Raw genomic sequence first — 17,296 nt, forward strand, 5'->3', positions numbered from 1 at the left:
CCGGCGATCATAGGCGACGCCCGAATCGCTAGCTCCCCGGCGTATCGCCGTCGGCGGCCCGCCGGCGCCGCTTGCGCAGCCGGTACATGTCGAGATCGGCCGGGACGCCGTCCTGTTTGGCCATCAGCACCTGCTTGCGCAGGCGTTTGGCCTCGACACCAAGCGATTCGAAATCCTCGTCGGAGATCCGCTCCAGGGTGCTCTGCGAGACCACCAGCTCGCCCCTGGTGGCGCGCTCCATCACGCGCGCGGCGACGTTGACGTCGACGCCCAGCCAGTCCGACCCGATGCGCTGCGGATATCCGGTGTGCACCCCGACCCGCATCCGCGGGGTATAGCCGTCCACCTCAACGGTTTTGACGGCCTCGCGGGCCGCGATCGCGGCGCGCACCGCCGTCGTCGGGTCGGCGAACACCGCCATCAGGCCGTCGCCCATGCGTTTGACGATGTGTCCGCCGGCTTCCAGCAGCGGGGGCTCGACCGCCTGGGACACCCGCCGCAGCAGTTGCAGCGTGGCGCCGTCGCCGACGGTCAGCGACCACGACGAGAAGCCCACCAGGTCGGTGAAGACCAGCGTCGCCTCCCGGTTGGCGGGGGAACCGGAGACCCGCTCGGTCAGGGCCTGCCATACCTGCAGCGCCCCGAGGCTGACCTCGCGGGTGGCCGCATCGCGGTTCAGGAAGCGGTCGGCGGCGCGGGCGGCGGCCCGTGGACCGCCCTCACCTGCCGTCGACAACGGATCGCCGAACTCGGGGTCACCAGGCAGCGCACGCCGGGTGCGCCGCAGAAACGCGACGACGCCCGGATGGTGATTGGTCTCCATAAGCCAGCGCAACGGTCCGGTCGGGCGCCGCAGTTCCACATCGGCTGCGGGTTCGCGGGTGTCGTCGGCTCGTTCGTCGAACGGCTCGCGATCCACGTCGCCAGCCTAAGCGGGCCGTCGGTCGCCGAGCAATTTCCCGCGAGCGAAGCCGGCCTCCGCTTTGCGAAACCGCCGGCGACCGCCCTGATCACGCGGTTGTGGCGCATCAGTCGCCGCTCGGTAACGCATCGGCCGACGCGCCCGGCAAATCATAGACAACAAACGTTGTCAACATTATCGTGAGGTGAAACCGTCGGTACTGGATTGCAGCGAGGCAGCGATGACCGGGATGACAACGATCACGAACGCAGATGCGGCCGCAGACCCGCTCGGGCCCGATTCGCTGACGTGGAAGTACTTCGGTGACCTGCGCACCGGCATGCTCGGGGTGTGGATCGGCGCGATCCAGAACATGTACCCCGAACTCGGCGCGGGCGTCGAGGACCATTCCATCCTGCTGCGCGAACCGCTTCAGCGGGTGGCCCGCTCGGTGTACCCGATCATGGGCGTGGTCTACGACGGCGAGCGCGCCGCCGACACCGGCGCGCAGATCAAGAGCTACCACCACGACATCAAAGGCGTCGACGCCGAAGGCCGCCGCTACCACGCACTGAACCCCGAGACCTTCTACTGGGCCCACGCCACGTTCTTCATGCTCATCATCAAGACGGCCGAGTACTTCTGCGGCGGGCTGACCGAAGCCGAGAAACGCCAGCTGTTCGAAGAACACGTGCAGTGGTACCGGATGTACGGAATGAGCATGCGCCCGGTCCCCGAGACCTGGGAGGACTTCCAGGTGTACTGGGAGGCCAAGTGCCGCGACGAGCTGGAGGTCAACCGCGCCACCCTGGACATCTTCGACATCCGCATCCCCAAACCGTGGTTCGTGCTGATGCCCACGCCGATGTGGGACCAGATCTTCAAACCGATGGTCGGCGCGCAGCGCTGGATCGCGGCCGGGTTGTTCGACGAGGCGTTGCGGGAGAAGGCCGGGATGCGCTGGACCCCCGGCGACGAGGTGCTGCTGCGTCTGTTCGGCAAGTTGGTGGAGTTCGCGTTCGTCGCGGTGCCCGAAGAGATCCGGCTGCACCCGCGGGCGTTGTCGGCCTACCGTCGCGCCCAGGGCAAACTGCCTCCCGACGCGCCGCTGGTCGAGGCGCCCGGGTTCATGGCGCCGCCGCCGGACCGGCGTGGTCTGCCGATGCACTACGTGCCGCAGCACAAGTCGCTGCTGGACCGTGCCGGCTCACTGGTGCATACCACGTTCTCGCTGGCGGGTTTGCGTCGACCGGCCCGGGGGCGCGGGCAAAAATCCGGTAAGGCAGCATGACTGCATGCTCGAATGGTCTGATGTCGACCTTGCCGTCCGCGATGCCGTACGTGAGTTCGTAGACAAGGAGATTCGTCCCCACGTCGACGCGCTGGAAAGCGGCGAGATGGAGCCCTACCCCATCATCCGCAAGCTGTTCGCGACGTTCGGTATCGCCGATATGGCTCGCGAATCGCTCAACAAGCGGCTGGCCCGGCTGCGCGACGGCGGCGAGTCGTCCGGCGAGTCGGGCGGCGGCAGCGTGCTCGGCGGTTCCGGCGGGATGGGTTTCGTCGTGGTCAGCGAACTGTGCCGGGTGTGCATGGGCGTCGTCACCGGCATGGGCGTCAGCCTGGGTCTGACCGTGCCGACGATCATGAGCCGTGGCACCCTGGCCCAGCAGGAACGCTGGCTGCCCGAGCTGGTCACCTACGAGAAGGTCGGCGCGTGGGCCATCACCGAACCCGATTCGGGTTCTGATGCGTTCGGCGGCATGAAGTCCTATGTCACGCGCGACGGGGACGACTACATCCTCAACGGTCAGAAGACCTTCATCACCAACGGGCCCGACGCCGACGTGGTCGTGGTGTACGCCAAACTCGACGAACCCGGTGTCGACAAGCGCGACCGCAAGGTGTTGCCGTTCGTGCTGGACCGCGGGATGGAGGGCTTTGTGCAGTCAAAGCCGTTCCGCAAGATGGGTATTCACTCATCGCGCACCGGTGAGCTGTTCTTCAACAACGTCCGCCTCGGCCGCGATCGGCTGCTCGGTGAGACCGAAGGAGATGGGGCCAGCGGTGCTTCCGACGGGCGGGCCAGCGCGCGGTCGAGCTTCTCCGCCGAGCGGATCGGCGTGGCCGCGATGGCGTTGGGTGTCATCGAGGAATGCCTGCGGCTGTGTGTCGATTACGCCAAGAACCGCAAGCTCTGGGGCCAGGAGATCGCGCAGTTCCAGCTCATCCAGCTCAAGCTGGCCAACATGGAAGTCGCCCGAATGAACGTGCGCAACATGTTGTTCCGGGTGATCGAAGCCGGCGAGAAGGGTTATTCGATTTCGCTGTCGGAGGCCTCGGCGATCAAGTGGTACTGCTCGCAGGCCGCGACCGATGTGGCGATGGACGCCGTGCAGCTGTTCGGCGGCAACGGTTATATGACCGAATACCGGGTCGAGCAGTTGGCGCGCGACGCCAAATCGCTGATGATCTACGCCGGCAGCAACGAGGTGCAGATCACCCACGTGGCACGGGGGTTGCTCAACGGCGGCTAGCCCGTGCGCTCAGGTAGAGGCAGATCGCCGCGGCCGACGCCACGTTGAGGCTCTCGGCGTTGCCGGGCATCGGTATCTGCACCCGGTGGGTGGCCAGTGCGGCCAACTCGGCCGGCAGACCGTGCGCCTCGGGTCCGAACAGCCACGCCGTCGGCTTCCGCAGTGACAGGGCGGGATCCTCCAGCGACATCTCACCGTCGAGGGTGGTCGCCAACACCTGTAATCCGGCTTCCCGCAAGGACTGCAGCGTCACCCGCGCGTCGGCCTCGGACACCACCGGCACCGAAAAGATACTGCCCGCCGACGCGCGCAGGCACTTGCCGTTGTACGGGTCGACGCTGTTTCCGGTCAGCACCACCGCGTCGGCGCCCATCGCATCGGCCACCCTGATCAGCGTGCCGGCGTTACCGGGTTCGGAGATGCCCACCGCGGCGGCGACCAGCCGCGGTTGCACCAGGACGTCGGCGAGCGTCGTCTGCGGCATGGTGCACACCGCGACCAGGCCGACCGGTGTCACGGTGTCCGACAACGCCTTTGCGGCGCGCTCGGTGACCAGGTGCACGGGGACGTCGGCCAGCATCGAGCCGAACCGGCCCATCGCGGATTCGGTGGCGAAGACCTCCGAGACGAGTCCGCGCCGCAACGCCGCCTCGACGAGGTTGGGCCCTTCGGCGAGGAAGCGCGCGGCGCGTCGTCGTGCGATCTGGCGGTGCAGTTTGACCGCCGCCGCCACCCGAGCGGAGCGCTCGGTGAGCGTCAGGCGGCCTCTCCGGAGGGCGCGTTCACGTCCTCAGGCAGCGCGGCCCTGGCGACGTCGACCAGCGCGGTGAACGCGGCCGGATCGCTCACCGCGATCTCGGCGAGGTTCTTGCGATCGACCTCGACGCCGGCGGCCTTCAGGCCCTGGATCAGCCGGTTATAGGTGATGTCGTTGGCGCGGGCCGCGGCGTTGATCCGGGAGATCCACAGCTTGCGGAACTCGCCCTTGCGGGCACGCCGGTCACGGTAGGCATAGCCCAACGAATGCAGCTGCTGCTCTTTGGCTTTGCGGTACAGCCGTGAGCGCTGACCGCGGTAACCCTTGGATGCCTTGAGGATCGTGCGCCGCTTCTTCTGAGCGTTGACTGCGCGCTTTACGCGTGCCATGAGAGTGTTCCTAATCGTTGGTGGTCGTACAGGTGTCGGGCGTGGTCAGCCGTTGAGCATCTTCTTGATGCGGCTCTTGTCGTTCGCCGACACCTCGGTGCGGCCTGCCAGCCGACGGGTGCGGGTAGACGGCTTGTGCTCGAGCAGGTGTCGACGATTGGCCTTCTGACGCACGATCTTTCCGGTTCCGGTGCGCCGGAAACGCTTCGAAGCGCCGCTGTGGGTCTTCGCCTTGGGCATTGGGTCCTCAGTTCTATCGTTGCTCGGTCTGTGCTGCACCGCTTGCGCGCTGCGCGGGCGGTGCGTCCGCATCGTGTGCCGCCTTGGCGCGAGTCTTCGCGCCGCGATGCGGGGCCAGCACCATCGTCATATTTCGTCCGTCCTGTTTGGCGGCCGTCTCGACGTAGCCGTAATCGGCGACGTCGGCGCCCAGCCGTTGCAAGAGTCGGTATCCCAGTTCGGGCCGCGACTGCTCGCGTCCGCGGAACATGATCGTCACCTTGACCTTCGACCCCGCTTCCAGGAACCGGACCACATGGCCCTTCTTGGTCTCGTAGTCGTGGTCGTCGATCTTGGGACGGAGCTTCTGTTCCTTGACGACGGTCTGCTGCTGGTTCTTGCGAGACTCGCGCGCCTTTTGCGCCGTCTCGTACTTGTACTTGCCGTAGTCCATGATCTTGCAGACCGGAGGTCTGGCGTTCGGGGCAACTTCGACAAGGTCGAGATCGGCGTCCGCGGCGACGCGGAGAGCGTCTTCGATGCGCACAATGCCTACCTGCTCGCCACCTGGTCCGATCAGGCGGACTTCAGGTACTCGAATGCGCTCGTTGACGCGGGTCTCAGTGCTGATGGGCCCTCCTATGTTGTCCTCGAGGAGGCCCGGACCCCGTCATCGTTCTGCTCGTCGAACAGAAAAGCCCTGCTCAAAGCAGGGCCCGATGCCGACCAGAACAGGCGTCGGTGACGCCTGACCGGACCGCTGAGCCGTCGGATAGTCTCCGAGGCCAACGGTGGGAGAGGGACTCCACTTGCTGTCCCTGGCGTATGCCGGGACGGTCGCGTATGCCAGTCTAGCAGGGATGACCGAGGTTCCTGACACTCCGCCGGACGGCGCCGCCTCCGACGCCGTTCCGGTTCGCGAGCTGGCCGAAATCCCCGCGGTGGAGGTGATCACCCGGTCGGCGGTCATGTTGATGAGCGCAGCGGCCGAAAAGCTCGGCCTGTCCGCCGACGACCCGCACGAGAGCCCGCACCGCGACCTCGACGAGGCGCGCCGGCTGATCACCGCGCTGGCCGGGCTGGTCACCGCCTCGGCAGAGTATCTCGGACCGCACGCCCGCCCGGTCCGCGACGGGCTGAAGACGCTGCAGCTGGCCTTCCGGGAATCCAGCGCCGCCCCCGACGAACCCGGGCACGGCCCCGGGGAGAAATACACGGGTCCGGTGCGGTAGCGCGTCGCACGAAATTTCCAGGTCGAGCGAATATTCTCGCGGCCTATGACGGTTGCCAGCCCCACCCTCGCCGCCCGCTCCAGTTCCAGGCACCGGTGGGTGCCCGCGGCAGCCGGGTGGACCGTCGGCGTCATCGCCACCCTGTCCCTGATCGCCAGCGTCTCCCCCGCGATCCGCTCGTTGATCAGGGTGCCGCGCGAGTTCGTCAACGAGTACATCTTCAACTTCCCCGATACCAGCTTCGCCTGGGCGTTCGTGCTGGCGCTGCTGGCCGCTGCGCTGGCGGCCCGCAAACGCATCGCCTGGTGGATCCTGATCGGCTACCTGTTGGCCGCGATCGGCTGGAACATCGGGGACCTCGTCGCAGGCGACGAGACGGTGATGGAGGAGATCGGCGAGGTCATTGGGCTGGTCTTCCACATCGTGGCGATCCTGTTCCTGGTGCTGGCCCGGCGCGAGTTCTGGGCGAAGGTCCGCCGCGGGGCGCTGGTGAAGGCCGCCGCCACCCTGATCGTCGGGATGGCCGTCGGCACCGCGATCGGATGGGCGTTGCTGCAGGCGTTTCCCGGAACGCTGGCCCCCGACGACCGGTTCTGGTACGCGCTGAACCGGGTCAGCGCGTTCGCCGGCGCGGACGCGTCGTACTTCGCCGGCCAACCGCACGTCTTCGTCGACGCGATGCTCGGGCTGTTCGGCGCGCTCGCGCTGATGGCCGCGGCCGTCGTGCTGTTCCAGTCCCAACGCGCCGAGAACGCGCTCACCGGTGAAGACGAGTCGGCGATCCGCGGGCTGCTCGAACTGTTCGGCAAGAACGACTCCCTGGGTTACTTCGCCACCCGCCGCGACAAGGCCGTGGTATTCGCGCCCAACGGCCGCGCGGCCATCTCCTACCGCGTCGAGGTCGGCGTCTGCCTGGCCAGCGGTGACCCCGTCGGCGATCCAAAGGCGTGGCAAGCGGCCATCGCCGCCTGGTTGCAGCTGTGCGAGACGTACGGCTGGGCGCCCGGTGTGATGGGCGCCAGCTCCGCGGGGGCCGAGGCGTTTCGCGCCGCCGGCCTCAACGCGCTGCAGCTCGGCGACGAGGCCATCCTGCATCCCGAGGACTTCCGGCTCTCCGGACCCGACATGCGGGCCGTGCGTCAGGCCGTGACGCGGGCGCGCCGCGCCGGCGTCGGCGTCCGGATCCGTCGGCACCGCGACATCGACGGTGCCGAGATGGCGCGGGTGATCGAGCGGGCCGACGCCTGGCGCGACACCGACGACGAGCGCGGCTTCTCGATGGCTTTGGGCCGGCTCGGCGACCCGGCCGACGGCGATTGTCTTCTCGTGGAGGCGGTCCAGAACGACGCCGGGGGGTCGGGCGGGAATGATCGCGTGGTGGCGATGCTGTCGTTGGTGCCGTGGGGCACCACCGGCGTCTCACTGGACCTGATGCGTCGCTCACCGCAGTCACCCAACGGCACCATCGAGCTGATGGTCAGCGAACTGTGCATGCAGTCCGAAACCGTTGGGGTGACGCGTATCTCGTTGAACTTCGCGATGTTTCGGTCGGCGTTCGAGCAGGGTGCTCAGCTCGGCGCGGGGCCGGTCGCGCGGCTGTGGCGGTGGCTGCTGGTGTTCTTCTCGCGGTGGTGGCAGCTCGAGACGCTGTACCGGTCGAACATGAAGTACCAGCCGCAATGGGTGCCGCGCTACGCCTGTTACGACGACGCCCGCCTGGTCCCGCGCGTCGGCGTCGCATCGGTGATCGCCGAAGGCTTTCTGGTGCTGCCGTTTTCGCGCCGCCACGCCCAACCCCACACCGGCCAGCACATCGCCGCACCGCAAAACCTGCTGGAGTCGGGGCTGCTGAACACCGACGGCAGCGCCCCCGACGTCGACGACCTGCAGGCCGACCTGCCCGACAACGGCCGGGCGCGGCTTCCCGAACAGGTGCGGGTCCGGATGGCCAAACTCAAAGCGCTGCAGGACAGCGGCGTCGACCCGTATCCGGTCGGTCAGCAGCCCAGCCACACGATCGCCAAGGCGCTGGACGCCGGCGACGACACCGCCGTGACCGTCGCGGGTCGTGTGCTGCGGCTGCGCGACTACGGCGGGGTGCTGTTCGCGCAGCTTCGGGACTGGTCCGGGGAAGTTCAACTGCTGCTGGACAATTCGGTGCTCGAGGCCGGCTCGACGGCGGATTTCACCCACGCGATCGATCTGGGTGACCTGATCGCGGTGTCCGGCGTGATGGGCTACAGCCGCAACGGCACCCGGTCGCTGCTGGTGCACAGCTGGCGGCTGACCGGAAAGTGCCTGCGGCCGCTGCCCGACAAATGGAAGGGTCTGACCGACCAGGAGGCCCGGGTGCGCGCGCGGTACGTCGACCTGGCGATCAACAACGAGGCCCGCGACCTGATCCGGGCGCGCAGCAATGTCCTGCACGCTATTCGCGAAACCTTGGTGGCCAAGGGGTTTTTGGAGGTCGAGACGCCGATCCTGCAGCAGATCCACGGCGGGGCGAACGCGCGACCGTTTCTCACCCACATCAACGCCTACGACCTGGATCTGTATCTGCGCATCGCCCCGGAGCTGTACTTGAAGCGGTTGTGCGTCGGCGGGGTCGAGCGGGTCTTCGAGTTGGGCCGCGCCTTCCGCAACGAGGGGGTGGACTTCAGCCACAACCCCGAATTCACGCTGTTGGAGGCGTACCAGGCGCACGCGGACTACCACGTCTGGATCGACGGATGCCGGGAGCTGATCCAGACCGCCGCGCAGGCCGCCAACGGCGCGCAGGTGTTTCTGCGCCCCCGCGACGACGACGGGACGCTGGAGCCGGTCGACATCTCCGGGACGTGGACGGTCAAGACCGTGCACGACGCGGTGTCGGAGGCGCTGGGCGACCACATCGGCCCCGACACCGACCTGGCGACGCTGCGCAAACTGTGCGACGCGGCCGGCATCCCCTATCTGACGCACTGGGACGCCGGTGCGGTGGTGCTGGAACTCTATGAGCGCCTCGTCGAGGACCGCACCGAGGAGCCGACCTTCTACAAGGACTTTCCGACGTCGGTGTCGCCGCTGACCCGTCCGCACCGCAGCATCGCCGGCGTCGCCGAACGCTGGGACCTGGTGGCGTGGGGGGTGGAGCTGGGCACCGCGTACAGCGAATTGACCGATCCGGTCGAGCAGCGCAGGCGGCTGCAGGAGCAGTCGCTGCTGGCCGCCGGTGGTGACCCCGAGGCGATGGAGCTCGACGAGGACTTCCTGCAGGCCATGGAGTACGCGATGCCCCCGACGGGCGGGCTGGGCATGGGCGTCGACCGGGTGGTCATGTTGATCACCGGGCGCAGCATCCGTGAGACGTTGCCGTTCCCGTTGGCCAAACCGCGCTAGTCCTCCACACCGACGAACGTTCCTTACCGCTCGAGAATTCGGCCAAGTTTCGAGCGGTAAGGAACGTTCGCGGCAGAGTACGGTGGGCGCATGCCGGACTCACCCGACGAACCCACACCCGAGCCGGAACCCGCCATCGAGGGCGAGCTCGTCGAACCGACGCCGACGCCTCCGGCTGCTGACCCGGCCGAGACCGGCTACACGGCCAGCGGGGTTCCCACGTTCGAGTCGGTGCGCGAAAAGATCGAAACCCGCTACGGCACCGCGATCGGCGGGTCCGAGTTGGCCGCCGAGACTCCGCAGGGCCGCAGCGCCGAGGAGCAGTACGAGAAGCGTCAACGCGCGGCCGCCGAGCGGCTGGCCGCGATCCGGGAGTCGATGAAGGACGACGACGCGACGTAGCGGACGATGCGTTCATTCACGGTTGCCGAGCGGCGCGCCCGGCTCGCACGACGTCACTTTCTCAAAGCCCCGGCCGACTCGACCGATACGGTCACCGGCGATCTCGTCGGGCTGCACGCCACCGATCCGGCGACGCCGTACCTGTCGTTGTGGGCGCGGGTGCCCGGAGTCACCGTGGCCGACGTGCACACCGAGCTCTACGACCGTCGTCGCGTGGTCAAGCACCTGGCGATGCGGCGGACGCTGTGGATGGTGCGCACCGCCGACCTGCCGCTGGTCCAGGCCGCGGCCAGCGACCGGGTCGCCGACAACGAAGCGCGCCGGCTCATCGCCGACGCCAAGAAAGCCGGCGGCTGCACCGACGGTGAGGCCTGGCTGGACGCCGCCTGCTCGGCGGTGTTGCGCCACCTGACCGACAACGGGCCGACCAACGCCAGAGATCTGCGCAACGCCTTGCCGGAACTGGCTGGCAGCTACGACCCGGCGCCGGGTAAACGGTGGGGCGGTGAAACACCCCTGGCGCCAAGGATTTTGACGGTTCTGGCCGCGCGCGGCTACATCATGCGCGGGCCGAACGAGGGCGGGTGGACCACCTCGCGACCGCGCTGGGTGGCGACCACGCAATGGGTGAACGGCGCTGCCGCAGCCGATTCCGACGTGGCGCGCACCGCACTGGTGGGCCGATGGCTGCGCAGTTTCGGACCGGCCACCGTCACCGATATCAAGTGGTGGTTCGGCAACACGATGACCTGGGCACGCCAGGCGCTGCGCGATCTCGACGCCGTCCAGATCGACCTCGACGGCACCCCGGGCTATGTGCTGCCCGACGACCTCGACGTGGAACCCGAACCCGGACCGTGGTGCGCGCTGTTGCCCGGCCTGGACGTCACCACCATGGGCTGGTTCGACCGCGACTGGTACCTGGGCGATCACCGCAGCCAGGTGTTCGACAGGAACGGCAACGGCGGGCCCACCGCCTGGTGCGACGGCCGCATCGTCGGAGGCTGGCTCCAGGACGCCGACGGCAGGGTCGCGGTTCGGCTTGTCGAGGACGTGGGCCGTGACGCCCACAAAGCGCTGCAGCAGCGCGCCGACGAGCTGACCGACTGGCTCGACGGTGTCCGGATCAGCCCGCGGTTCCCCTCTCCCCTGTCCAAACCGGGGTGAGTTCCCCTAGGCGCTGACCTTGCTGCGCTTGCGCTTCTTCGGCGCGGGCCGTTGCACACCAAGGCACTCGGCGAGGAAGTGGCCGGTGTAGCTGTCCGGGTTGAGGGCCACGTCTTCGGGTGAACCGGTGGCCACCACCGTGCCACCGCCGGCACCGCCTTCTGGGCCCATGTCGATGATCCAGTCGGAGGTCTTGATCACGTCGAGGTTGTGCTCGATGACGATCACCGTATTGCCCTTGTCGACAAGGCCGTTGATCACCTTGAGCAGCTTTCGGATGTCCTCGAAGTGCAGACCCGTGGTCGGCTCGTCGAGGATGTAGACCGTGCGCCCGGTCGACCGCTTCTGCAGTTCGGAGGCCAGCTTGACGCGCTGCGCCTCCCCACCGGACAGCGTCGGCGCCGGCTGCCCGAGCCGGACGTAGCCGAGCCCGACGTCGACCAGCGTCTGCAGGTACCGGTGGATCGAGGTGATCGGCGCGAAGAACTCGGCGGCGTCCTCGATGGACATGTCGAGCACCTCCGCGATGGTCTTGCCCTTGTAGTGCACCTCGAGGGTCTCGCGGTTGTAGCGGGCGCCGTGGCACACCTCGCACGGCACGTACACATCGGGCAGGAAGTTCATCTCGATCTTGATCGTGCCGTCACCCGAACACGCCTCGCAGCGACCGCCTTTGACGTTGAACGAGAACCGGCCCGGCTGATAGCCGCGGACCTTGGCTTCGGTGGTGGCCGCGAACAGCGTGCGGATCTTGTCGAACACCCCGGTATAGGTCGCCGGGTTGGACCGCGGCGTCCGGCCGATCGGCGACTGGTCGACACGCACCAGCTTGTCCACCTTGTCCAGGCCGGTCACCCGCGTGTGCCGGCCCGGCACCTGACGGGCGCCGTTGAGCTTGTTGGCCAGCACCGACGCCAGGATGTCGTTGACCAGCGTCGACTTACCCGAGCCCGAGACGCCGGTGACCGAGGTCAGCACGCCGAGCGGGAACGTCACGTCGATCTCGCGTAGGTTGTGTTCGCGCGCGCCGACGACGGTGAGTTGGCGCTTCTTGTCGACCGGGCGCCGGATCGCGGGTACCTCGATCTCTTCTTTGCCCGAAAGGTAAGCGCCCGTGAGTGATTCCGGGTTCTTCACCAGGTCGTCGTACGGGCCGCTGTGCACGATCTGGCCACCGTGCTCGCCGGCGGCGGGCCCGATGTCGACGACCCAGTCGGCGTGGGCGATGGTGTCGAGGTCGTGTTCGACGACGATCAGCGTGTTGCCCAGATCCCGCAGCCGGATCAGCGTGTCGATCAGCCTGCGGTTGTCGCGCTGATGCAGCCCGATCGACGGCTCGTCGAGCACGTACAGCACGCCGACCAGCCCGGAGCCGATCTGGGTGGCCAGCCGAATCCGTTGCGCCTCACCGCCGGACAGCGTGGCCGCGGCCCGCGACAGCGACAGGTAGTCCAACCCGACGTCGAGCAGGAACCCGAGCCGCGACTGGATCTCCTTGAGCACCTGGCCCGCGATGGCCTGTTCGCGCGCGCCGAGCGTCAGCGCGTTGAGGAACTCAGCGCATTCCGCGATCGACAGCTCGGCCACCTCGGCGATCGACTTGTCGCCGAACTGCCCCGCCGCCATCGTGACCGCGAGGATCTCCGGTTTGAGCCGGGTGCCCTGACACTCCGGGCAGGGCACGTCGCGCATGAAGCCCTCGTAGCGCTCCTTCATCAGCTCGGAGTCGGTCTGCTCCATGCGGCGCTGCAGGAACGCCATCACGCCTTCGAAATCGGCGTAGTACGAACGGGTCCGGCCGTAGCGGTTCTTGTACCGCACGTGCACCTGCTCGTCGCAGCCCTCCAGGATCGCCTTGCGCGCCTTGGCCGGAAGCTTCTTCCACGGGGTGTCGACATCGAACCCGAGCGAATCGCCAAGGCCGGACAGCATCCGGGTGAAGTACTCGGCTGTCTGCCCCATCGACCACGGCGCGATGGCGCCCTCGGCCAACGTGAGGTCCGGATCCGGGATGACGAGGTCGGGGTCGACCTCCTTGCGGATGCCCAGCCCCACGCACTCGGGGCAGGCGCCGTAGGGCGAGTTGAACGAGAACGACCGTGGTTCGAGGTCGTCGACGGCCAGCGGGTGCCCGTTGGGGCAGGCCAGCTTCTCGGAGAACCGCTGCTCGCGGTGCGGATGGTCGTCTTCGCGATCCACGAACTCGAGCACCACGATGCCGTCGGCCAGGTTCAGCGCGGTCTCCACCGAATCGGTGAGCCGCTGTTTGGCGGTGGCCTTCACCGTCAGGCGGTCGACGACGACCTCGATGTCGTGTTTCTCCTGCTTTTTCAGCTTGGGCGGTTCGGTGAGCGGATACACCACGCCGTCGACGCGCACCCGGCTGTACCCCTGGGTGTTGAGCTTGTCGAACAGGTCGACGAACTCGCCCTTGCGGGTGCGCACGACCGGCGCGAGCACCTGGAAGCGCAGCCCCTCGTCCATGGCGAGCACCTGGTCGACGATCTGCTGCGGGGTCTGGCGGGCGATGCGCTCCCCGCAGACCGGGCAGTGCGGGGTGCCCGCGCGGGCGTAGAGCAGCCTCAGATAGTCGTAGACCTCGGTGATGGTGCCGACGGTGGAGCGCGGGTTGCGGTTCGTGGACTTCTGGTCGATGGACACCGCCGGCGAGAGACCCTCGATGAAATCGACGTCGGGTTTGTCCATCTGGCCCAGGAACTGCCGCGCGTAGGCCGACAGCGACTCGACGTAACGGCGCTGCCCCTCGGCGAAGATGGTGTCGAAGGCCAGCGACGACTTGCCCGACCCGGACAACCCGGTGAAGACGATCAGCGCGTCGCGGGGCAAATCAAGATCAACGCTTCGTAGGTTGTGTTCGCGCGCCCCTTTGATGATCAGGCGGTCAGCCACGCCCGGTTACTTTCAACGACACAGTCCTCCCGGAAAAACAGTTCACGCCCATGTTATGTGCCGCCACCGACAAGCCCGATACCGTGGCCTCATGCCTCCCGAAGACGACAACGAGCGGGACCGGAACGAGGAGGAGTCGAGGCATGACACACGTCGATGACAACTACACCGGCCACGTCGAGCCCCAGACCGCGGCTCGGCGCACGCTTCCCGGCGCCACGATCGTCAAGGTTTCGGTCGGCCCGATGGACAACAACGCCTACCTGGTCACATGTTCCCGAACCGGCGAGACGCTGCTGATCGACGCCGCCAACGACGCGGAGATCCTGCTCGAGCTGATCGAGAAGCAGGCCCCGAAACTGTCGCTGATCGTGACCAGCCACCAGCACTTCGACCACTGGCAGGCGCTGGCGGCGGTCGCCGACACCACCGGCGCCCCGACCGCCGCGCACCAACTCGACGTCGAGCCGCTGCCGGTCAAGCCGGACCGGATCCTCGAACACGGCGACACCATCAAGATCGGTGACCTGACCTTCGACGTGATTCACCTGCAGGGCCACACCCCGGGCTCGGTGGCGCTTGCGCTGGACGGCGCCGATGAGGCCACCCACCTGTTCACCGGTGATTGCCTGTTTCCGGGCGGTCCTGGACGGACAACACGCCCGGACGAGTTCGAATCACTCATGGGGGGTCTCGAAACCAAGGTCTTCGCCCGATACGGGGACAACACCATCGTCTACCCCGGCCACGGTGACGACACCACACTTGGCGAAGAGCGCCCCCACCTATCGGAGTGGCGCGAACGCGGCTGGTGAATCCGTCTGACTGTCCACCGTTAACCGCATCGAAAGGGGACAGTCACCATGACCACCACACCAACCGCCGCCAACATTCAGATGCCGGCCGGCGCTGTTAGCGTCGATTCCTGGTATCACCCTGACCAGCGCATCGGAGACCCACCGTTGAACGGCGGTGAGCCGGGGTCGCTGCGCCACTTCACCGGCTCCTCCTGGGCCGTCGAATACGGAAACGGCGGCAGCGTCTCCGTCCTGATCAACGGCGAGCAGCATGCCGATGGGCGCATTGAGCGCAACATCGCGATCGACGATGACAGCTTCTCGGTCGGGCAGGCCCGCCAGCTCGCCGCTGCGCTGGCAGCCGCTGCCGACGAGGTTGAGCAGATGAACAACCACGAAGGAATCGAGGCGTCGCGATGAGCGCCTCGTTGCGGCTGGTCCCGCCGCCGATCACGTGCGCGCCGTGGTGCCGCGCCGGAGACGGCCACCCGGACGCGCTGTTCGCTGAGGACCAGTTCTGTATGGGCGAATGGCACGTCACACCGGTTTCCCACGACGACGACGGCGGGAAAGTCAGTGTGCTGGCCTACCAAAAGCCCGGCAAGCTGCCCGACGTCGATATCGAGGTTGAGGTCGACCGGCCCGACTCATTGCACCTGACACCCACGGAGGCAAGGTCACTCGCGGCAGCGCTGATCGCCGTCGCGGACGTAGTCGACTCCGAGGACGAGGCGGTGACACGATGAGCGCGGCCAAGAATCGCGCTCTGTGCTGCGTATGCGGGAACCTCCGAATGGTCGCCGACAGCTACCGCCGCCTGGATGACAACCGCGCCGAGGACGACAATCTTCATCCTGCGGGGTGGCGCATGACCGCCACACTCAAGTGCTCAGTGTGCAAAGAACGCACGCGACACGCGGTCCTGCGTGACAACTGTCCTCCACGGTTCCGCGACATCGCAGAGACGCGACTCAGCCTCGAGCCGGGCACGGGACACCCGCCCTTGTCGCGAGAGTTTCTGATGGGCGACTGACGCGCCTCAACCGGGTCGGCCCGTCATTTCGGTGGCGGGCCGACCTCTGTTGGGAAAGCACAAGCCATTCGCTAGCAGCACCGGTTCGGACCTCGAAGCGGGGGTTTCCACGACCACGGACACCCGTATTTTCGTTGCGGTCAACGCCCGATATGACACACTGGTGTTATGGCTGGTTGTTCGAAATCGCCAGTGGTGCGCAGCGCTGAGATTGAATTGACAGAAGACGACCTCCACGCCATCGAGGACGTGGTGTCGGTTCCAGCCGTCTTCAAAATGCTCGCTCTCGCCAGTGTGGATGAGACATCGTGTGCGGTTGAGCAGCTTAGGCACCTACCCGAAGAGCGCATTGTGCATGCACTGATGCGAGTGGGCATCAAGACGGTGGTCCAGCAAGCCCGCAACGAAATCGGCTACCACCAACTCAGCAACGACCCTGACTACCAGAAGCATGCACACAACCTGCAATTAAATCGCCATTTGCGTCGTCGGCCACGGCACGCCGACGACGCGTGAACGAAGGGCCAATGCTCCGCGGAGCCGTTTACTCCGCATTTCTACCGCACGTCGGTGAGGCGAAGCTGTACGTAATCGTCTCTAACAACGGTCGAAACCGTGCGCTCGGCACAGCCTTGGCGGCACGTATTACAACCTCGAACAAACCACCACTCGACTCAATCGTCCCAATTGACCCGAACGAAATCGTGCATGGACGTGTCTTGTGCGACGACATCGAACTCATCTATCCAGAGGATATTCGTGAGCGATGCGGGGCGTTCTCGCGGCCAATGATGCGAAAAATCGACGACGGCCTACGCGCGGCCTTCGATGTCTAAGGGTTTCGCGGATTTACTGCGGACGCTCCCAGTCAGCAATGCCCTTCGGCGCGTCGAAGCCGAGAACCTTGCACAGCAGCAAATAGTGCTGCGGCATCCACGTCGCCTTACACGCCTGACACGTGCAGCCCTGCTCGGCAACAATCTGCAACGCAGGCTGCCGCACCGTATCCCCACCATGATCACGCCGGTACACATGAGTCGCGGCACACGCCGGACACGGCACCGAAAAGTGCTTCACCCGCTGCGGCTCCAACAAGGCCTTGACGCTCACCGCCCACGACTCAACAACGACCGCAACGTCTTCAACCTGGGCCGTGTCCTGCGGCCGATACCCGGTCGCCGCCAACGACCGCAACCGCCCCGGCGTCGACCCGCCTGACGGGCACCACCGCCGGACGGTGTCATCAATGTCGCGGCGTAAATCAAACGCCGGCACCCACAACGGCGACCGAGACCCGGCAGCCACCGCACGACGCTCACCATGACCCCGCGACCCGCCCAGCGCGTCAACCAACTGCTCGTACAAGCTCGGCCCGACCAACAGACGCCCGCCATGCCACTGCTGCACCGGATCAATCAACCCAGCCACCGCCGCATACAACCGATCCAACGCAGGCGCCAACACGCCATCAGCAGCGACACTCATGCCAGCCATTCTCACCCCCACACGCGACAACCGGCCGTCCGCAACACGCCCATGACCCGCCCTGGAAGCTGGTCAAGACGGACGCGAAC

General features: G+C 66.9%; 18 protein-coding genes. 11 read left to right on the forward strand and 7 right to left on the reverse strand.

Annotated elements, in window-relative coordinates:
* Nucleotides 1–28: 28 nt before the first annotated feature.
* The gene (locus ABQE93_RS26720) at nucleotides 29–919 is read right to left on the reverse strand and encodes an adenylate/guanylate cyclase domain-containing protein (RefSeq protein ID WP_448411835.1); all 891 of its coding nucleotides are present in this window, start codon (nucleotides 917–919) and stop codon (nucleotides 29–31) included.
* Between the two features lie 223 nt (nucleotides 920–1,142).
* Between ABQE93_RS26720 and ABQE93_RS26725 the strand changes: the two genes are divergently transcribed.
* A complete protein-coding gene (locus tag ABQE93_RS26725) occupies nucleotides 1,143–2,192 on the forward strand; it encodes an oxygenase MpaB family protein (RefSeq protein WP_448411864.1) in 1,050 nt (349 codons plus the stop codon).
* Between the two features lie 4 nt (nucleotides 2,193–2,196).
* The gene (locus ABQE93_RS26730; RefSeq protein WP_448411837.1) at nucleotides 2,197–3,438 is read left to right on the forward strand and encodes an acyl-CoA dehydrogenase family protein; all 1,242 of its coding nucleotides are present in this window, start codon (nucleotides 2,197–2,199) and stop codon (nucleotides 3,436–3,438) included.
* Here ABQE93_RS26730 and ABQE93_RS26735 read toward each other — a convergent pair.
* The 4 genes from ABQE93_RS26735 to infC are packed head-to-tail and all read right to left on the reverse strand — an operon-like array spanning nucleotide 3,425 to nucleotide 5,434.
* Nucleotides 3,425–4,171 carry a TrmH family RNA methyltransferase gene (locus ABQE93_RS26735; RefSeq protein ID WP_448411838.1) on the reverse strand — a complete coding sequence of 249 codons (747 nt, stop codon included), beginning with the start codon at nucleotides 4,169–4,171 and terminating at the stop codon, nucleotides 3,425–3,427. The genes ABQE93_RS26730 and ABQE93_RS26735 overlap by 14 nt on opposite strands.
* Before the next feature lie 23 nt (nucleotides 4,172–4,194).
* A complete protein-coding gene (gene rplT, locus ABQE93_RS26740; protein ID WP_448411840.1) occupies nucleotides 4,195–4,584 on the reverse strand; it encodes a 50S ribosomal protein L20 in 390 nt (129 codons plus the stop codon).
* Nucleotides 4,585–4,629: 45 nt separating this feature from the next.
* The gene (rpmI, locus tag ABQE93_RS26745) at nucleotides 4,630–4,824 is read right to left on the reverse strand and encodes a 50S ribosomal protein L35 (protein ID WP_163904918.1); all 195 of its coding nucleotides are present in this window, start codon (nucleotides 4,822–4,824) and stop codon (nucleotides 4,630–4,632) included.
* Between the two features lie 13 nt (nucleotides 4,825–4,837).
* A complete protein-coding gene (infC, locus tag ABQE93_RS26750; RefSeq protein WP_448411866.1) occupies nucleotides 4,838–5,434 on the reverse strand; it encodes a translation initiation factor IF-3 in 597 nt (198 codons plus the stop codon).
* 229 nt (nucleotides 5,435–5,663) lie between these two features.
* On the opposite strand from infC, the gene ABQE93_RS26755 reads away from it, so the two are divergent.
* The 4 genes from ABQE93_RS26755 (at nucleotide 5,664) to ABQE93_RS26770 (ending at nucleotide 10,982) form a co-directional block, all read left to right on the forward strand.
* Complete coding sequence (locus ABQE93_RS26755) at nucleotides 5,664–6,035, forward strand: DUF1844 domain-containing protein (protein ID WP_448411842.1); 372 nt, start codon at nucleotides 5,664–5,666, stop codon at nucleotides 6,033–6,035.
* A gap of 45 nt (nucleotides 6,036–6,080) precedes the next feature.
* Entirely contained in the window at nucleotides 6,081–9,413 is a 3,333-nt protein-coding gene (gene lysX / locus ABQE93_RS26760) for a bifunctional lysylphosphatidylglycerol synthetase/lysine--tRNA ligase LysX (RefSeq protein WP_448411844.1), read from the forward strand.
* A gap of 90 nt (nucleotides 9,414–9,503) precedes the next feature.
* Complete coding sequence (locus ABQE93_RS26765) at nucleotides 9,504–9,815, forward strand: hypothetical protein (protein ID WP_448411845.1); 312 nt, start codon at nucleotides 9,504–9,506, stop codon at nucleotides 9,813–9,815.
* A 6-nt stretch (nucleotides 9,816–9,821) separates the two neighbouring features.
* Nucleotides 9,822–10,982, forward strand: coding sequence for a winged helix DNA-binding domain-containing protein (locus tag ABQE93_RS26770; RefSeq protein ID WP_448411847.1), 1,161 nt, complete (start codon nucleotides 9,822–9,824; stop codon nucleotides 10,980–10,982).
* Nucleotides 10,983–10,988: 6 nt separating this feature from the next.
* Here ABQE93_RS26770 and uvrA read toward each other — a convergent pair whose 3' ends face one another.
* A complete protein-coding gene (gene uvrA, locus ABQE93_RS26775; RefSeq protein WP_448411849.1) occupies nucleotides 10,989–13,892 on the reverse strand; it encodes an excinuclease ABC subunit UvrA in 2,904 nt (967 codons plus the stop codon).
* A gap of 143 nt (nucleotides 13,893–14,035) precedes the next feature.
* Between uvrA and ABQE93_RS26780 the strand changes: the two genes are divergently transcribed.
* The 5 genes from ABQE93_RS26780 (at nucleotide 14,036) to ABQE93_RS26800 (ending at nucleotide 16,558) form a co-directional block, all read left to right on the forward strand.
* Entirely contained in the window at nucleotides 14,036–14,707 is a 672-nt protein-coding gene (locus ABQE93_RS26780; protein ID WP_448411851.1) for an MBL fold metallo-hydrolase, read from the forward strand.
* A 48-nt stretch (nucleotides 14,708–14,755) separates the two neighbouring features.
* Nucleotides 14,756–15,109 carry a hypothetical protein gene (locus tag ABQE93_RS26785; protein WP_448411853.1) on the forward strand — a complete coding sequence of 118 codons (354 nt, stop codon included), beginning with the start codon at nucleotides 14,756–14,758 and terminating at the stop codon, nucleotides 15,107–15,109.
* On the forward strand, nucleotides 15,106–15,435 hold the full coding sequence (locus ABQE93_RS26790; protein ID WP_448411854.1) for a DUF6907 domain-containing protein: 330 nt from the start codon (nucleotides 15,106–15,108) through the stop codon (nucleotides 15,433–15,435). The genes ABQE93_RS26785 and ABQE93_RS26790 overlap by 4 nt, the downstream gene beginning before the upstream one ends.
* Before the next feature lie 455 nt (nucleotides 15,436–15,890).
* Nucleotides 15,891–16,238, forward strand: a complete 348-nt coding sequence (locus tag ABQE93_RS26795) for a hypothetical protein (RefSeq protein WP_448411856.1) — start codon at nucleotides 15,891–15,893, stop codon at nucleotides 16,236–16,238.
* A gap of 11 nt (nucleotides 16,239–16,249) precedes the next feature.
* Complete coding sequence (locus tag ABQE93_RS26800; protein WP_448411858.1) at nucleotides 16,250–16,558, forward strand: type II toxin-antitoxin system PemK/MazF family toxin; 309 nt, start codon at nucleotides 16,250–16,252, stop codon at nucleotides 16,556–16,558.
* A 13-nt stretch (nucleotides 16,559–16,571) separates the two neighbouring features.
* Here the strand turns inward: ABQE93_RS26800 and ABQE93_RS26805 are convergent, their stop codons facing one another.
* Nucleotides 16,572–17,207, reverse strand: coding sequence for a DUF7341 domain-containing protein (locus ABQE93_RS26805; protein WP_448411860.1), 636 nt, complete (start codon nucleotides 17,205–17,207; stop codon nucleotides 16,572–16,574).
* Between the last annotated feature and the right edge of the window lie 89 nt (nucleotides 17,208–17,296).

It is taken from the genome of Mycolicibacterium sp. XJ662, assembly GCF_053484035.1.